The following is a 15,586-nucleotide window of genomic DNA, read 5'->3' on the forward strand; positions in this document are numbered from 1 at the left end:
AGCAGGCCCTGCGTCAGTAGCGCGCCGCGACCGGGTAGAGCTGCATGCCGGCCATCATGCTCAGGTCCGTCACGGTGATGCCCGCCGACGGGTTCAGCGCCTGGACCACCCTGCCGCCGCCCAGGTAGATGGCCACATGGTAGAAATCCGGGGCCGATCCCCAGACCAGGAGATCGCCGGGCTGGGCCTGGGACAGGGGCACGTGGACGGGCGCCTGGGCGAACTGCTCGGCGGCCGTGCGCGGAAGTGGCTTCCCGATGGCTGCGAACGCGTTCTGGACCAGGCCCGAGCAGTCAAAGCCGTACGCGCCGGTGCCGCCATATTGGTAGAAGAACGGGGACCCCACCTTGCCCATGGCCACGGAAATAGCCCCCTGGTTGGAACCGCCCGTAGACGGGGCAGGCTGGACGGGGACCGGGACGGGCGCTGGCGCCGGCTGAACCGGTGCGGGCGCTGGCGCGGGCGCTGGCGCCGGCCGAACGGGCGCCGGTGCCGGGCGGGCCGGAGCGGGAGCTGCCGGAGCCGGAGCGGGGGCTGCCGGAGCCGCAGGAGCCGCCGGTGCGGCCCGGGCAGGTGTCCGGGCCGGCGTTGAAGCGGTCTGTTCCGCCGGAGCTCCGCTCCTGGTTCCGGCCGCCGGGGCCGCATTCCCGCCGTCGGCAGCCTGAGCATTAGCTGCCGCCGCCTTGTCTGTTTCCGCCTGGGCTGCTGCCGCACGTTCTGCGGCAGCGGTTACGGCGGCGAGGCGGGCCTGCTGGCGCTGGCGCTCCAAGCCGTCCACCCGCGCTGACTCGAGTGCCGCCGTCGTGTTCCGCAGCGAGGCAAGCTGCCCCACGAGGACGGTGCGCTGCGCCTTGGCGTCCGCCACCGCCTTCACCTGGGCCGCATTGGCCTGGTCGGCCTGCGCCTTGAGCGTCTCGGCCGTTTTCGCGGCGTCATCTGCCGCCCGGCGGGCGTCGGCGGCAGCAGCAGTGAGTGACTCCGCAGCCGCGGCGGTGGTTTCTGCGGCGGCGAAGGCCCTGCTGCGGCCAGCGGTGAGGGCCTGCAGCGTTGCGGCCTTGCCGAGGACGTCGCCCGTACCCGCAACGAGGCCGCTCAGCTCCGGATTCAGGCCGCCGTTCCGGTACAGGTCCCCGGCCAACTGCCCCACGGCCTTGCGGCTCTTCGACTGTTCCTTGTCCGCGGCAGCTGCCCTGGCCGTGGCCACCGCAGCCGCGTCCGACCTCGTGTGCAGCTCCACCAGGGCGTTGCTGTAGGCGTTGTTGGCTTCGAGCGTCCGCGCGAACGTGGCCTCCTGGGCGTCGGCGGCGTCGGCGAGGATGCCCTCAATGTCGGCCACCTTTGCCGCCGTCGCGCTTTCACTCGACTTGGCGGCAGCGATGTCCCCGGGGGAAGGGATTTCCGGCGACGCCGGAACCGTCAGGGCCGCTGCGAGAAGGCTTGTCGCGGGGGCCATTGCCGCAAGGGGCCGGTCGGCGTTCGCGGGGGCTGCGAGGGTTCCACAGAGGACGACGGCGGTGCACAGGACTGCCGCTGTGCGGCCGGGACCGGTCAAACTCATTCATAACCTCGCATGTCAGGGCGGGGCGAACGAGTTGGGAGGCAGCACGGAAGTGCTCCTCTGAAGATGCCCAGCCCTCTGAGGTTAGGGGCCAGATTGCCACTTTGGCAACACTGGTCACATGAATAACATAAACAACACCAGTGTCATTCGGGTGCAGATGCAGCGGGCGTGTCGCAGGACCGTGGACCCGCCGGGGGAACGAAACAAGGAACGGGCAACGGGACCGAGTGCCACACCAGGAGGCGCCGTCAGGCGTGCTGAGGCGATTCGTGCTCGTAATGGCTGGCCGGCTCCAGCTGGAAGGTGCAGTGCTCGGTGTCGAAATGCGATCCCAGGCAGGTGGTGAGTTTGTCCAGGACCTGGTCCGCACCCTTTGCGCTCAGCATCTGGTCCTCCACCACCACATGGGCGGAAAACACCGGCACGCCTGAGGTGATCGTCCAGATGTGGATGTCGTGGACGGCAACCACGCCGGCCACGGACAGGATGTGCTCGCGGATCATGCTGACCTCCACGCCTTTGGGGGAGGCCTCCAGCAGGACATCGACCACCTCGCGGAGCAGGTGCCAGGCCCGCGGCAGGATCATCAGCGCGATGAGCACGGACGCGATGGTGTCCGCCGCCAGGTAGCCGGTGAACATGATGACCAGGGCAGCGGCGATGACGGCGAACGAGCCGAGGAGGTCGCCCAGCACTTCCAGGTAGGCGCCACGGACGTTGAGGCTTTCCTGCTGGGCCTTGCGCAGGATCAGCAGTGAGACGAGGTTCGCGGCTGCACCCAGGATCGCGGCGTACAGCATGATGTCGGTGTGCACGTCGGGCGCGGAGCCGATGCGGCGGATGGCCTCGGTGAAGATGACCGCCGAGACGACCACCAGGATCAGGGCGTTGGCGAGGGCGGCCAGGACTTCCGCCCGCTGGTAGCCGTAGGTCCGCAGATCGCTGGCCGGCAACGCTGCGATCCAGGAGGCCATCAGTGCGATGAAGACCCCGGCGGCGTCCGAGAGCATGTGGCCCGCATCGGCCAGCAGTGCAAGGGAGCCGGAGAGCAGGGAGCCGATCACCTGGATGAGCATCACTGACAGGGTGATGGCCAGAACCGCAATCAGCCTGCCGCGGTGCCGTCCCGTCGCTGTGAGGCCGTGGCCGTGGTCGTGTCCCATGCCTACAAGGCTAGTCCCAACCCAGTTCGTGAAGCCGCTGGTCGTCAATTCCGAAGTGATGGGCGATCTCGTGGATCACTGTCACCGCGACTTCCTCCACCACGTCCTCGCGCGAGGAGCAGATGTCCAGGATGGGCTGGCGGTAGATGGTGATGCGGTCGGGAAGCGATCCCGCGTCCCACCACGAGTCGCGCTCGGTCAGCGGAACGCCCTCGTACAGTCCCAGCAGTACCGTGTCCGGGTCCTCACCGGGCTGCGGGACGTAGTCGTCGTCGATGAACACGGCCACGTTGTCCATGGCCCGCGCCACCTCGGCGGGAAGCTGGTCCAGCGCGTCCCTGACGGCGGCTTCGAAGTCGGCGTCGGACATGTCGAAACCGGAGGGGTCGCCGGCACCCTCCGGCACGATGGGGAGGCCGGGCGGAAGGTTTGCGGGCATATCCAAACTTTAGCGGGATCTCCGGCGGGTCAGGCCGACGCCGAGGAGGCAGATGGCGCCGCCCACGAGCCCCCAGACCGTGGGTATTTCGCTGAGCACCAGCCATGAGATGAGCACCGTCGTGCCCGGCACCAGGTACGTGGTGGCAGCGAGTTTGCCGGCATCGATCAGCGAAAGGGCGTACGCCCACGTGGTGAAAGCGATGGCAGTGGGGAAGATGCCCAGGTAGACCAGGCCAAGGGTGGCGGGCAGCGGGGCCGCCTGCAGTTCCTGCCCCAACTGGCCGGCGAAGGGCAGGCAGCAGACCAGGCCCACCATGATTCCGAACCATGTGGCCTGCGCGGCCGGAAACTTCCGCAGCACTGGCTTCTGGATGATGACGCTGACCGCGGCGAGTGCAGCAGCGAGGAGGCAAAGCAGCACGCCTGCCACGTCCGCCGTCGAACGCGTCCCGGAGCCCAGCGCGATGACCGCCACTCCGCTGAACGCCACCAGGCTGCCGATAATCAGCCAGCGCGGAAAGCCCTCCTTGAGGATGATGCCTGCCATCACGGCCACCAGGATCGGGTTCACGTTGATGAGCAGGGCGCTGGTTCCGGCGTCAAGCGAGTGCTCTGCGGCGTTGAGTGCCACGTTGTAGCCGCCGAACCACATAACGCCGTAGGCGAGAATCGGCCACCACTCGCGGCCCCGCGGCAGCGCCCGCAGTTTGGGAAGCACCACTGCGCCAAGCACGACGGCGGCAATTGCCAGCCGCCCCAGCGTCAGTGCGCCGGGGGAGAAGCTTGGGCCGACAGCGCGGATGCCCACGAAAGCGGAGGCCCAGAGCACCACCGTCACAACGACGGCGGCGACGCCGAGCCTGTGCACGGAAGTGGCGGGTTTCTTGGTAGCGGGGACTTCTCGCACTGTTCCTCCAGAGGGAGGGCCATCGGACTCGGGTCCGTCGGAGGAATGGGGCTGGATGGGGCTGGTGCCCGCGGTGGATGCCATGGTGCCAATCTAGTTCCGATACCCGTCCCGTGGCTGGCGGAAATCGGCCATGTCTAGCCAATAATCTGCCATTGTGGCGGCGCCTGATTTGCCCGCCGTTCGGGGGCCTGCAGAGTCGATTTTGGATAATCCGGGGATAGGCTCTATAGTTTTACAGGTCCAGTTCGGAGGAACGCCAAAGGATAAGAACGAAAGGCTTCGGCCCTTTATTTTTGCCCTTGTTCAGCCAGATTGAGTCCAGGCCCCCATCGTCTAGCGGCCTAGGACACCGCCCTTTCACGGCGGCGGCACGGGTTCGAATCCCGTTGGGGGTACGCAAGGAAGTGGTCAAAGCAGGCGAAAAAGTCTGGTAGGCTGGAGTCCTTGAAAAAACGCGGTAGCGATACTGCAAAGGCAAGAAAATAGCAAGGCCCTGTAGCGCAGTTGGTTAGCGCGCCGCCCTGTCACGGCGGAGGTCGCGGGTTCAAGTCCCGTCAGGGTCGCTTTGATTGCCGGGAGAAATTCCGGCTGTCATGGTGACATGTCACCTAGGCTCTGTAGCTCAGTTGGTAGAGCGTTCGACTGAAAATCGAAAGGTCACCGGATCGACGCCGGTCGGAGCCACCAGCTAAAACCCCGCTGTTCCACTAGGAACAGCGGGGTTTTTTCGTCTCCGGATTTTCGCTGCCCCCTGCTTCCCTGTTTTGGCTCCGCTGTCCCGCTTCCCCCCGTCGCCGCGCAGATGGCTCCATCGTGGGGCACTTTGGCGGCTTCGGCGTCGTAAAATCCCGGCGATGGTGGCGTGCCGGGTCAAAGTGCCACGTTTTGGCCGCGCACCCCCCAGGTCGCCCCCGAGCCCCGGCCCCGGAACCAAGACACCGGAGCCCCAGGCGGCCAGAGGGTGAACCGTCGTGGGGCACTTTGGGGGCCTTCGGCGTCGTAAATCCCGACGGCGGGGGGCGTGCCGCGGGTCAAAGTGCCTCAGTTTGGTCGGTCGAGTCACGGGCCAAGGGTGTGATCAGCGCCATTGATGACTCGATTGTGAAGACGCATTTGCTTACCTTCCTGAATTACGGCACGCGCGCGCAGACGAGATGTAAGCGCTTGCACCACCATGGGGCGCCGCAGCGTGGAGTCCGAAAACCGTGTTGAACTCGGCTGACAACGTTGTCTAGCGTTGAGTGTGGGCCGCGAAATGTATGACATTTCGCGGCCCACGGCGGGGTCCTACCCAAACCCCGTTTTCTCCCCCGACACAACGGCGTCCTCGATGACGCATGCCGTGTCAGCGGGGTCTCCGGAGTGCGGGGACAAGGGCAGCTGCCCGTCTTCCACGAACGTAACTCCGCGAGAAGAGCAAAACATGCACAAGCACCCCAACACCCCCCGGATGCTGCGGTGGCGCCCCGCCGCCGCAGCTCTGGTGGCAACTGTCGCCGCCACGGCATTCCTCGCCGTGCCCTCGGCGCAGGCCAACGAGCCGTCGGATCCGCCGTCGAGCACCCAGATGCCGGCGCCCACTCCGGGCTTCCCCCTCCCGACGACACACACCCAGGCGGCGCACGATCCCGCGGCTGACTTCACCTCCAAGTGGACCCGTGCGGATGCCAAGCAGATCATGGCGCAGAGCGATTCCAAGGTTAAGCCGGGCCAGAACTCCATGAGCCCCGACGTCACCATGCCGGAGATCCCCCAGGACTTCCCGGCCATGAACGATGACGTGTGGGTGTGGGACACCTGGTCGCTGACCGACGAAAATGCGAACCAGATCAGCTACAAGGGCTACGACGTGATCTTCTCGCTGGTCGCTGACCGGCACGCCGGCTACGGCTTCGACCAGCGCCACTGGAACGCCCGCATCGGATACTTCTTCCGCAAGACCAACGCTAACCCGGCCAAGGACAAGTGGAACTACGGCGGACACCTGTTCGTGGACGGTTCCTCGATCGGCAACACTGAGTGGTCCGGCTCCACCCGCCTCATGAAGGGCGACCAGGTGAACGTGTTCTACACGGCCACCACGTTCTACGACATCAAGGAGCGCAACGCCGGCGGCGGCGGCATTGCCCCCGACGCCGTCATCGCCAAGGCGCTCGGCAAGATCCACGCCGACAAGAACGGCGTGACCTTCGACGGCTTCCAGCACACCAAACTGCTCGAACCGGACGGAAAGCTGTACCAGAACAAGGCACAGAACCCCGGTTTCGCGTTCCGCGACCCGTACACCTTCGCTGACCCGGCTCACCCCGGCAAGACCTTCATGGTGTTCGAAGGCAACACCGGCGGCAAACGCGGCGACTACCGCTGCAAGAACGAGGACCTGGGCTACGCCAAGGGTGACCCCAATGCCGAGAACGTCGACGCGGTCAACAGCACGGGTGCCTACTACCAGACCGCCAACGTGGGCCTGGCAGTGGCAGACAACAAGGACCTGACCAAGTGGCACTTCCTGCCGCCGCTCCTGTCCGCCAACTGCGTCAACGACCAGACCGAGCGTCCGCAGATCTTCATCCAGAATGAAAACGGCAAGAACAAGTACTACCTGTTCACCATCAGCCACCAGTTCACCTACGCCGCAGGCATGCGCGGACCCGACGGCGTCTACGGCTTCGTTGGCGACGGCGTCCGCTCCGACTACCAGCCGATGAACAACAGCGGCCTGGCCCTCGGCTCCCCGACGGACCTGAACCTGCCGTCCGAGTCCCCGGAAGCCCCGACGCCGAACCAGAACGGCCGTCAGTTCCAGGCCTACTCGCACTACGTGCAGCCCGGCGGCCTGGTCCAGTCCTTCATCGACAACGTGAACGGCGTCCGCGGCGGCTCCCTGTCGCCCACCGTGAAGATCAACTTCCGGGACGGCGTGTCCAAGGTTGACCGCAGCTTCGGCCAGAACGGCCTCGGCCCGTTCGGTTACCTCCCCACCAACGTCCACGTTGGCGGCAACGGCCTCTACAAGTAAGCCGGACTGAATCACTGAGCCAGAAGGCGCCCGGAACCTGGTCCGGGCGCCTTCTGGCTGTATATATAAGGAGCCATTGGCGGACGGGACAGCAAAAGTGGGCGCGGGCTGTCAACTTGGAAAGAGGCACGCGGGCCGGGCTAGACTCGCACGCCGGGGGAAGGGCGGCCGGTCTGCGGCTGCCCAGCCAGGCCGCCCAGGGCGGCAAAACCACTCCAGGAATGGAAATCGTGAAACATCTTGCCCGTCCGCTGTACGCCGTCGCCCTCCTTGCCGTAGTGGCACTTACCGGCTGCTCCGCGCCTGCCTCCGGCAGCGCGCCGTCGGCGTCTGAAACGTCCCCGACGGCGGCCCGCAGCGCCGCGCCGACCGCGTCCGCCAGCGCGGTGTCCGGTCCGTACGGCCGGTACGCCTCGGCAGCCGAGGCGTGTGCCGCCATTTCCACGCAGGCCACGGGGGCGTCCCTGCTGCCGCTCTCCGCAGCCCAGGGCAAGACGGCGGAGCTGGAGCAGAAGAAGGCGGAACTTGCCGAGACGGCCCAGCGGGTGCCGAAAGCGCTGAAGGCGGACTTCGCGCGGCTGAACGAGGTGGCCCTGGCGGGGCTCTCCGACCAGGGCGTCTACTCCAACGGCAAGTTCGAGGCCGCCATGGCTCCCGTGACCAGCTGGCTGTCCGCGAACTGCCACTAACCCGACGGGGTGGCGGGCACCGAGGAGGAACGCGGTGCACCGGCCCCTGACGTTGTCCTGCCTAGGGGATAGGGTTGTGTTCAACAGAAGGGGAGTGCTGATGGAATACCAGAATCCACAAACCGCCGCCGTTCGAGCGGACCCCGCCCTGACGCCGGCCGTGGCCGGCGGCCGGACCGTGATCTCCGAGACCGCCGTGGCCAAAGTAGCAGGGATCGCTGCCCGGACTGTGCCCGGCGTGTACTCCCTGGGAACCGGCTCCTCCCGGGCGCTCGGAGCCATCAGGGACGCCGTGGGCAGCTCCGATCACGCGGCAGGGGTGCATGCCGAAGTGGGCGAAACCCAGGTGGCAGTCGACATAACCTTGGTGGCGATCTACGGCGCTCCGTTGCATGCCCTGGCCAACCAGGTCCGGGCCAGTGTCTATTCGGCGGTCGAGAAACTGGTGGGCCTGCAGGTCATCGAGGTGAACGTGGAGATTAACGACGTCTACATTGCACCGCCGGTGAAGCCGACGGGCGCGCCCACCGTCGCTGAGAGGGAGGCCGTCCTGTGAGCCCCACCGTCGTCGGAATCGCAGTCGGCGCCTTCGTGGCGTTCATGTCACTACAGTTCGGACTTTGGGGCTTCCTGATCTCCCTGCTTTTCATGGGCATCGGTGCGCTCCTGGGCCGCGCCGCAGAAGGGAAACTGGACCTGCGCAGCGTCATTGATGCCATCAGCGGCCGGCGCTCATCCTCATGAACCGGGCATCCTCATGAACCCGGCAGCCGACATGAACCAGGCAGTCGAAGCAGCGAGGCCCGGCCGGCAGTACAGCGGCCACAACAGGATCAGCACGCAGGCGCTGACCAGCCTGGCCAAGGCTGCCGCCGCTGAAGCCTTGGGCATTCACGCCCATGACGTGCGCGCTGACTGGTCGGACGACGACGGCCTGCTGGCTTTGTCGCTCGTCGCCCCCATCAGGATTCCGAGCCTGACCGCTGTCCTCCGCGATCCGAGACGCGTCCAGGCCCTGGGCGGTTCCATCTGGGACCGGACCGTGCATGCCAAGACCGACATTCTGACCAAGGTCACCGAACTCAGCGGTGCGAGTTTGAGCAGGGTGGACATCCGGATCAGCGGTGCCCACGTCACGGAAGAGGGCAGGGTGCGGTGAGTTCCGTCGTCGAACAGCAGTATGAGGCCGGCGGGGACCCGGCGCAGGGCGGCGCCGGGGCAGCGCACGCCGCCGCCATCGACATGCGGCGCGTCCTGCACCGCGAGACCCACTCCTCCCGGGCCGTGATAGCAGTCATCGCCGGATCCCTGGTCATAATCTTCTGTCTGTACGCCCTCCTGGAATCCGTGGTCCGTGCCATTGGCCAGCCGCCGTGGCTCATCGATCCGCAGACGGCTGCCGAACGGATCGTGGCGCTCCCCTCGGGTGTGCCGCCGCTGCTGCTGGGTGCTGCCGGCGCCGTCACCGCGGGGGTAGGCCTCTTCTTTTTCCTGAGCGCGGTCCTGCCCGGTCGCCGGGCCAGGCATCTGCTTGCTGACCGGAGGGTCGCCGTGGTGGTTGATGATGAGGTCATCGCGGCGGCACTCGCCCGGAGCGCGCGCCTGGCGGCCAACATCACGCAGGAACAGGTCATGGTGGTGGTTTCCCAGCGCCAGGTGGTGGTTAACGTGCGCCCCACGTCCGGTGTGCCGATCAGCGAAAACGCCATCCTGCAGGCGGTGGAGGACGAGCTTCAGGCGATGGGGCCGTCTCCCATGCCCCAGGTGACCGTCAATTTGTCGACCTCCGGGGTGGTGGGCGCATGAACAGCACACCCAGGCTTCTCAACCGGATCCTGCTCGGCATCCTTGGGTTCAAGCTACTGGTGATTGGCGTGCTGCTGGTACTCCTGGCGGCGGTCCCCGCCGTCGCCGCGTGGTGGCACTCCTGGTCGAGGAGCGTGTCGGACAACGCCACCGCGGTCTTCGAGGGGACCCAGTTCCCCGGCCGGCAGGGGAGCTGGCTGTGGATTGTCCTGGCCCTTGCAGTGGTGCTGCTGATCGGCCTCATGGTTGCGTGGATCGCCCAGCAGGGCAAAGGCCGCACCGACCTCCTGCTGGCAGCGGAGGACCCGGGCGGCGTTCCCGGCGACGTCCGAATCGGCGGGGGAGTGGCCGAGCAGGCGCTGAAGAACGCCCTGGCCGACCGTCCTGACCTCGCCGGAGCTACAGTCTCGATCTACGACGTCAAGGGCCAGCCGGCATTGAAGCTCCGGCTGCACCCACGGCCGGGTGTGCCGCCGCAGGCTGTCGCGGCCGAAGCGGCAGACCTCGTTGACGCCCTGAGCGCCGTGGTTGGCCAGCGGACGCCGGTCCTGGTGCACATAGCGGCGGGCGCGCGGACCCGCTTCAGCCGCGCTGAGCGGGTCCGCTAACTCCGTTTGCCGAGAATTCCCTTAGCCCGGAGCCCGCTACCAGGACTGCCGGGCCGCCTATCCGGCCACCAGATAGGCCGCGCTGTTGGGCGTAATGACGGCTTCATCGGTCCCTGATTCTTCTGCGCTAGATAATGCCAGCCGGTAACCGTCGGGGACCGGCGTGGACTCCGTCCCGGTGTTGGCGACCACCAGCACGTCACGGTTCTGGAAGGCCAGGACACCCAGTTCGGGGTCGTGGTTGTCCGCCCAGCAGAATGTTCCAGAGCCCAATCCGTGGCTCCGGCGCGCCGCGAGCGCAGAGCGGTACAGCTCCAGCGTCGAGCCTTTGACGCCGTCCTGCCGATCCGCGGCAAGATCCCCGAAGGCCTCGGGTTGCGGCAGCCAGGGCGCCGCAGGTGCAGTCGCCGTGGATGCCTCGGCGAAGCCGTACCCGGGCGCTTCGGATTTCCAAGGCAGCGGCACCCGGCAGCCGTCGCGGCCGCGCTCGACGCCGTTGGTCCGGAAAAACGTCGGGTCCTGCCGAGCCTCGGCGGGCAGGGCGGTGTGCTCGGGGAGGCCAAGCTCCTCGCCCTGGTAAATGTACGCGGAGCCGGGGAGCGCCAGGGACACCAGCGTGGCTGCCCTGGCGCGGGCCAGTCCCAGCGCGGCATCGGGCTGCTCGTCCTCCGCGGCAATGCCCTTCGGGAAGGTAGTGGGGTCCTGCAGGCCGAAGCGGCTCGGATGGCGCACTGTGTCGTGGTTGCTCAGCACCCACGTGGACGGCGCCCCCACGGACGCGGCCGCCTTGAGGGAGTCCTCGATGGCCACGGCCATCCGCTGGGCATCCCAGCCGGCGAGCAGGAAATCGAAGTTGAAGGCCTGCTGCATCTCGTCCGGGCGGATGTACCGCGCCAGTCGCTCCGCCGGTTCAACCCATGCTTCGGCCACCAGCATACGGTCGCCGTCGTACTCCGCCAGGACCCGGTTCCAGTCGCGGTAGATGTCATGAACGCCGTCCTGGTCAAAGAACGGCGACGGCGGATACAGCGGCGATACGGGCTCGTGTTCCCCGCCGGCGGCTGCGTCCACGGCGTCGGCGTCAGCCGAAGAAAGCTCCCCGGCGACTGCGTCAGCCGGGGACGCGTGTGCCGTATGCGGCTCAACCGCCTCCAGGCGGGCGCCCGGTGGATCCGTGACGCGGCCTACTTCTGCGGATCCTTCCACCATGGCAGCCATGCCATCCCAGTCCGGAAGGCCGGCCTCCTTGACCATGCCGTGGGCCACGTCCACCCGGAAGCCGTCCACGCCGCGGTCCAGCCAGAAGCGGAGCACAGAACGCATCTCCTCCCAGACCTCGGGGTTTTCCCAGTTGAGATCCGGCTGCTTCGTGTCGAAGAGGTGCAGGTACCAGCCCCCGGGGGAGCCGTCCGTATTGGTGGTCCGCGTCCAGGCCGGTCCGCCGAAAATGGATTTCCAGTTGTTCGGCGCAGCGTTTCCGTCGCCTGAGCCGGCAACCTCGTCCTTCCCCGGCCGGAACATGTAGCGCTCCCTGGCGGCCGAGCCCGGTTCTGCTGCGAGGGCCTCCTGGAACCACACATGCTCATCGGACGTGTGATTGGGAACCAGGTCGACGATCACCTTCAGCCCGCGGCTGTGGGCCTCGTCAAGCATGGCGTCGAAGTCGGCCAGTGCACCGAACGCCGGGTCCACCTGCCGGTAATCGGCGACGTCATAGCCGCCGTCGGCCTGCGGGGACCGGTAGAACGGCGAGAGCCAGACGGCGTCGACGCCGAGCTGCTGCAGGTAGGGCAGGCGTGCCGTGACGCCGGGCAGGTCACCCATGCCGTCACCGTTCCCATCAGAAAAAGAACGTGGATAAATCTGGTAGACAACCGCGTGGGCCCACCACGCTGCTGTCTCGGAAGCCGGCAGGCTGATCGGGCTGTGGGTCATAGTTGCCTCTCGGGTAACAATTAGGTGTAAACGCTTGCATATCTTCGGGCAACGTTACTAGTGTGACAGTCACCACATCAACCGCACGAATGATTTTCATGTCACTCAGCGAGGAGTCTCCAGCCAATGAAAACCCCTAAGTTCTTACTCCCGGTTGCCGCTGCCGGTGTGCTCGCCCTAACCCTGTCTGCCTGCGGCGGCGGCGGGGGCAGCACCACGGGCGGCGGTGCCGGGGGAGGCGACGCCGCCAACAACCTGGACGGCCGCGGTCCCATTACCTATGTCCAGGGCAAGGACAACAGCAACGTCGTCCGCCCCTTGATCGCGAAGTGGAACGCCGCCCACCCGAACGAGAAGGTGACCTTCAAGGAGCAGACGGACCAGGCGGACCAGCAGCACGATGACATCGTGCAGCACTTCCAGGCCAAGGACGCCAGCTACGACGTCGTTGACGTTGACGTTGTGTGGACTGCGGAGTTCGCGGCCAAGGGGTGGCTCCAGCCGCTGAAGGACAAGATGGCCCTGGATACCGGCGCCATGCTGCCGCCGACGGTCAAGAGCGCAACCTACAAAGACACCCTGTACGCGGCACCGCAGACTTCCGACGGCGCCCTGCTGTACTACCGCAAGGACCTTGTCCCCACGCCGCCSAAGACGTGGGACGAGATGATGGGCATGTGCTCCATTGCCAAGCAGAACAACATCGGCTGCTACGCCGGCCAGTTCAGCAAGTAYGAGGGCCTGACCGTCAACGCGTCCGAGGCCATCAACTCTGCCGGCGGCTCCGTCCTCGACAAGGACGGCAAGCCGAGCCTGACTACCGACCAGGCCAAGGCCGGCCTGGCGAACCTGGCCAAGGCCTACGCCGACGGGAACATCCCGAAGGAAGCCATCACCTTCCAGGAGGARCAGAGCCGSCAGGCCTTCCAGAGCGGAAAGCTTCTCTTCCTGCGCAACTGGCCCTACGTCTACAACCTKGCCACCACTGAAGGMTCSTCGGCTGTGAAGGACAAGCTCGGCATTGCACCGATTCCGGGCGTGAACGGCCCCGGCGCATCCTCGCTGGGCGGGCACAACCTTGCTGTCAGCGTCTACTCCAAGAACAAGGCGACTGCCCTGGACTTCCTGAAGTTCATGACATCCGAAGAGACTGAGAAGTTCTACGCCACCCAGGGTTCACTGGCTCCCGTGCTGGGCAGCCTCTACACTGACGCTGCCCTGGTGAAGAAGCTCCCGTACCTGCCCGTGCTGAAGACGTCCATCGAGCACGCCGTGCCGCGTCCGGTCAGCCCGTTCTACCCGGCGGTCACCAAGGCGATCCAGGAAAACGCGTACTCCGCCATCAAGGGCGAGAAGCCGGTGGACACTGCACTGTCTGACATGCAGAAGTCCATCGAATCCGCCGGTGCAGGATCGTAGTTCTGCCATGGCTACCGAAGTAGGCTCGACGCCGGTCAAGGCACCGGCGTCGGGCGGCACCCCGGTCCACCACGGCCCCAAAGGCGTGGGTGAGGACAACAAGATTCTCAGTCAGGGCAGGTGGGCCGCGTGGCTCCTTGCCCCGACCATCATCGCCCTTGCTGTGGTGATCGTGTACCCGATCATCAGCGCTGTCGTGATGTCCTTCCAGAAGGATGCYGGCCTGGATCCCGCGACCGGCCTCTTTACCGCGGGCGGRCCGGCCGGSGTTCAGAATTACGTCAACTGGATCGCCCAGCAGTGTGCCGCCCCGTCKGGCGGCACGGTGGCCTGCCCGCCCGGCACGCTTGGKGCGCAGTTCTGGTCGGCCACGGCCACGACGTTCTTCTTCACGGTGGTTACCGTMGCCTTCGAGACCGTCCTGGGTTTCTGGATGGCGATGATCATGGCCCGCACYTTCAGGGGCCGGAGCCTGGTCCGTGCTGCCGTGCTGGTGCCGTGGGCCATCCCCACCGCCGTCACCGCGAAGCTCTGGTTCTTCATCTTCGCCTTCGAAGGCATCGCCAACAAGCTATTCAACACCTCCATCCTGTGGACCGGCAGCGAATGGCCGGCGAAGTGGGCAGTGGTCATTGCAGACGTCTGGAAGACCACCCCGTTCATGGCTTTGCTGATCCTCGCCGGSCTCCAGATGATCCCGGCCGAGGTTTAYGAGGCCGCCAAGGTCGAYGGCGCCACCGCCTGGCAGCGCTTCCGGCTGATTACGCTGCCGCTGGTGAAGCCSGCCCTGATGGTGGCCATCCTGTTCCGCACCCTGGACGCGCTGCGCATGTTCGACCTCCCGTACATCCTGACGGGCGGCGCGAACAACACCACCACSCTGTCCATCCTGGTGATCAACCAGATCAGGCAAGGGTTCAATGTCGCCGCGGCGTTGTCGACRATCACSTTCATCATCATCTTTCTTGTCGCGTTCATCTTTGTCCGGTTCCTCGGCGCAAATGTTGTTGAACAGAGCGGCGCCACCGGTAAGGGGAAGAAATGACCGCCGCGACATCCACCGCCACRACCCTGCGCGCGGAGCAGGACCGAGGCCGCCGCAAGGCCCAGAACAAGGAGAAGTGGGCGCAGGGCCGGACCTACATCAGCGCCGCCGTCGTCCTGATCTGGTGCCTGGCACCSGCGTAYTGGATGGTGGTGACGGCGTTCCGCGACGTGGGCTTCACCTACGACACCTCGCTCCTGCCCAGCCATATCACGCTGGACAATTTCAACACCGCGTTCGACACCTCSTTCGGCAACCGGTTCGGCCAGGCCCTGCTGAACAGTGTCTTCATCGGCGGCGTCGTCACGGTCGTGTCGCTGATCATTGGTGTTTTCGCGGCGTACGCGCTTGCACGGCTGAACTTCCGGTTCAAGTACCTGGTGCTCGGCTTCATCCTGGGAGCATCCATGTTCCCGGGCGTTGCCCTGATCACCCCGYTGTTCCAGCTGTTCACCAACATCGGCTGGATGGGTACCTACCAGGCGCTGATCATCCCGAACATTTCATTCGTCCTGCCGCTGACGGTCTACACCATGACCTCCTTCTTCCGGGAGATGCCATGGGAGCTKGAGGAGTCGGCCCGGGTGGACGGCTGCACGCAGGGGCAGGCCTTCCGCAAGGTCATCATGCCCCTGGCCGCGCCGGCGATCTTCACCACGGCGATCCTGGCGTTCATCTCCTCGTGGAATGAATTCCTGATCGCCAGCCAGCTSTCCAGCGATGCGACCCAGCCGGTGACGGTGGCCATCGCCAACTTCGCCGGAGCCCAGCCMAACCAGGTTCCRTACACGGCCATCATGGCTGCCGGCACCATCGTCACCATTCCACTGGTCATCCTGGTGCTGGTGTTCCAGCGCAAGATTGTGGCCGGCCTGACGGCAGGTGCAGTCAAGTGACGGAAGGAGCAGCACCACAGGGCAGGAAGCCGGCACCCATCGCGCCCAAGCGCGTACGGTCCGGCGAGGACTTCGACATCATCATCGGATTCCT

At 66.1% G+C, this 15,586-nt stretch carries 15 protein-coding genes and 3 tRNA genes; 13 read left to right on the plus strand and 5 right to left on the minus strand.

The window, feature by feature from the left end; genetic code table 11:
• Nucleotides 1-13 precede the first annotated feature (13 nt).
• From AC1DFE_RS21590 to AC1DFE_RS21605, 4 genes are all read right to left on the minus strand, one after another.
• The gene (locus tag AC1DFE_RS21590) at nt 14-1,558 is read right to left on the minus strand and encodes a C40 family peptidase (protein ID WP_476907901.1); all 1,545 of its coding nucleotides are present in this window, start codon (nt 1,556-1,558) and stop codon (nt 14-16) included.
• Between the two features lie 251 nt (nt 1,559-1,809).
• Entirely contained in the window at nt 1,810-2,724 is a 915-nt protein-coding gene (locus tag AC1DFE_RS21595) for a cation diffusion facilitator family transporter (protein WP_476907902.1), read from the minus strand.
• Nucleotides 2,725-2,734: 10 nt separating this feature from the next.
• Nucleotides 2,735-3,163, minus strand: a complete 429-nt coding sequence (locus AC1DFE_RS21600) for a metallopeptidase family protein (RefSeq protein WP_476907903.1) — start codon at nt 3,161-3,163, stop codon at nt 2,735-2,737.
• A gap of 9 nt (nt 3,164-3,172) precedes the next feature.
• A complete protein-coding gene (locus AC1DFE_RS21605) occupies nt 3,173-4,156 on the minus strand; it encodes a DMT family transporter (protein ID WP_476907904.1) in 984 nt (327 codons plus the stop codon).
• 241 nt (nt 4,157-4,397) lie between these two features.
• On the opposite strand from AC1DFE_RS21605, the gene AC1DFE_RS21610 reads away from it, so the two are divergent.
• The 10 genes from AC1DFE_RS21610 to AC1DFE_RS21655 all read left to right on the plus strand — a co-directional run bounded on the left by AC1DFE_RS21610 (nt 4,398) and on the right by AC1DFE_RS21655 (nt 10,197).
• Nucleotides 4,398-4,470, plus strand: a tRNA-Glu gene (locus AC1DFE_RS21610).
• Nucleotides 4,471-4,564: 94 nt separating this feature from the next.
• Nucleotides 4,565-4,638 (plus strand) — tRNA-Asp (locus AC1DFE_RS21615).
• 48 nt (nt 4,639-4,686) lie between these two features.
• Nucleotides 4,687-4,762: transfer RNA gene (locus tag AC1DFE_RS21620), tRNA-Phe, on the plus strand.
• Nucleotides 4,763-5,498: 736 nt separating this feature from the next.
• Entirely contained in the window at nt 5,499-7,094 is a 1,596-nt protein-coding gene (locus AC1DFE_RS21625; RefSeq protein WP_476907905.1) for a glycoside hydrolase family 68 protein, read from the plus strand.
• 221 nt (nt 7,095-7,315) lie between these two features.
• The gene (locus tag AC1DFE_RS21630) at nt 7,316-7,783 is read left to right on the plus strand and encodes a hypothetical protein (RefSeq protein ID WP_476907906.1); all 468 of its coding nucleotides are present in this window, start codon (nt 7,316-7,318) and stop codon (nt 7,781-7,783) included.
• Between the two features lie 100 nt (nt 7,784-7,883).
• The gene (locus tag AC1DFE_RS21635) at nt 7,884-8,339 is read left to right on the plus strand and encodes an Asp23/Gls24 family envelope stress response protein (protein ID WP_476907907.1); all 456 of its coding nucleotides are present in this window, start codon (nt 7,884-7,886) and stop codon (nt 8,337-8,339) included.
• Nucleotides 8,336-8,527: a DUF2273 domain-containing protein gene (locus tag AC1DFE_RS21640; protein WP_003799126.1), complete on the plus strand. Its 192-nt coding sequence runs from the start codon at nt 8,336-8,338 to the stop codon at nt 8,525-8,527. Before AC1DFE_RS21635 ends, AC1DFE_RS21640 begins: the two co-directional genes overlap by 4 nt.
• A gap of 31 nt (nt 8,528-8,558) precedes the next feature.
• Nucleotides 8,559-8,942 carry a hypothetical protein gene (locus AC1DFE_RS21645; protein ID WP_476907916.1) on the plus strand — a complete coding sequence of 128 codons (384 nt, stop codon included), beginning with the start codon at nt 8,559-8,561 and terminating at the stop codon, nt 8,940-8,942.
• The gene (locus AC1DFE_RS21650) at nt 8,939-9,589 is read left to right on the plus strand and encodes a hypothetical protein (RefSeq protein ID WP_476907908.1); all 651 of its coding nucleotides are present in this window, start codon (nt 8,939-8,941) and stop codon (nt 9,587-9,589) included. Before AC1DFE_RS21645 ends, AC1DFE_RS21650 begins: the two co-directional genes overlap by 4 nt.
• A complete protein-coding gene (locus AC1DFE_RS21655; protein ID WP_476907909.1) occupies nt 9,586-10,197 on the plus strand; it encodes a hypothetical protein in 612 nt (203 codons plus the stop codon). The genes AC1DFE_RS21650 and AC1DFE_RS21655 overlap by 4 nt, the downstream gene beginning before the upstream one ends.
• Before the next feature lie 57 nt (nt 10,198-10,254).
• Here AC1DFE_RS21655 and AC1DFE_RS21660 read toward each other — a convergent pair whose 3' ends face one another.
• Nucleotides 10,255-12,132, minus strand: a complete 1,878-nt coding sequence (locus AC1DFE_RS21660; RefSeq protein WP_476907910.1) for a glycoside hydrolase family 13 protein — start codon at nt 12,130-12,132, stop codon at nt 10,255-10,257.
• A gap of 126 nt (nt 12,133-12,258) precedes the next feature.
• On the opposite strand from AC1DFE_RS21660, the gene AC1DFE_RS21665 reads away from it, so the two are divergent.
• The 3 genes from AC1DFE_RS21665 to AC1DFE_RS21675 are packed head-to-tail and all read left to right on the plus strand — an operon-like array spanning nt 12,259 to nt 15,492.
• A complete protein-coding gene (locus tag AC1DFE_RS21665; RefSeq protein WP_476907911.1) occupies nt 12,259-13,551 on the plus strand; it encodes an ABC transporter substrate-binding protein in 1,293 nt (430 codons plus the stop codon).
• A 7-nt stretch (nt 13,552-13,558) separates the two neighbouring features.
• Complete coding sequence (locus AC1DFE_RS21670; protein WP_476907912.1) at nt 13,559-14,596, plus strand: carbohydrate ABC transporter permease; 1,038 nt, start codon at nt 13,559-13,561, stop codon at nt 14,594-14,596.
• Nucleotides 14,593-15,492, plus strand: coding sequence for a carbohydrate ABC transporter permease (locus AC1DFE_RS21675; protein ID WP_476907913.1), 900 nt, complete (start codon nt 14,593-14,595; stop codon nt 15,490-15,492). The genes AC1DFE_RS21670 and AC1DFE_RS21675 overlap by 4 nt, the downstream gene beginning before the upstream one ends.
• The last annotated feature ends 94 nt before the right edge of the window (nt 15,493-15,586 follow it).

The sequence above is a fragment of the Arthrobacter sp. 05T423 genome (assembly GCF_056396245.1).

What these genes read in the sequence shown, in the direction of transcription:
- AC1DFE_RS21590 (WP_476907901.1), bottom strand. Translation starts at nt 1,558, where the DNA reads ATGAGTTTGACCGGTCCCGGCCGCACAGCGGCAGTCCTGTGCACCGCC.
- AC1DFE_RS21595 (WP_476907902.1), bottom strand. Translation starts at nt 2,724, where the DNA reads ATGGGACACGACCACGGCCACGGCCTCACAGCGACGGGACGGCACCGC.
- AC1DFE_RS21600 (WP_476907903.1), bottom strand. Translation starts at nt 3,163, where the DNA reads ATGCCCGCAAACCTTCCGCCCGGCCTCCCCATCGTGCCGGAGGGTGCC.
- AC1DFE_RS21605 (WP_476907904.1), bottom strand. Translation starts at nt 4,156, where the DNA reads ATGGCATCCACCGCGGGCACCAGCCCCATCCAGCCCCATTCCTCCGAC.
- AC1DFE_RS21625 (WP_476907905.1), top strand. Translation starts at nt 5,499, where the DNA reads ATGCACAAGCACCCCAACACCCCCCGGATGCTGCGGTGGCGCCCCGCC.
- AC1DFE_RS21630 (WP_476907906.1), top strand. Translation starts at nt 7,316, where the DNA reads ATGGAAATCGTGAAACATCTTGCCCGTCCGCTGTACGCCGTCGCCCTC.
- AC1DFE_RS21635 (WP_476907907.1), top strand. Translation starts at nt 7,884, where the DNA reads ATGGAATACCAGAATCCACAAACCGCCGCCGTTCGAGCGGACCCCGCC.
- AC1DFE_RS21645 (WP_476907916.1), top strand. Translation starts at nt 8,559, where the DNA reads ATGAACCAGGCAGTCGAAGCAGCGAGGCCCGGCCGGCAGTACAGCGGC.
- AC1DFE_RS21655 (WP_476907909.1), top strand. Translation starts at nt 9,586, where the DNA reads ATGAACAGCACACCCAGGCTTCTCAACCGGATCCTGCTCGGCATCCTT.
- AC1DFE_RS21660 (WP_476907910.1), bottom strand. Translation starts at nt 12,132, where the DNA reads ATGACCCACAGCCCGATCAGCCTGCCGGCTTCCGAGACAGCAGCGTGG.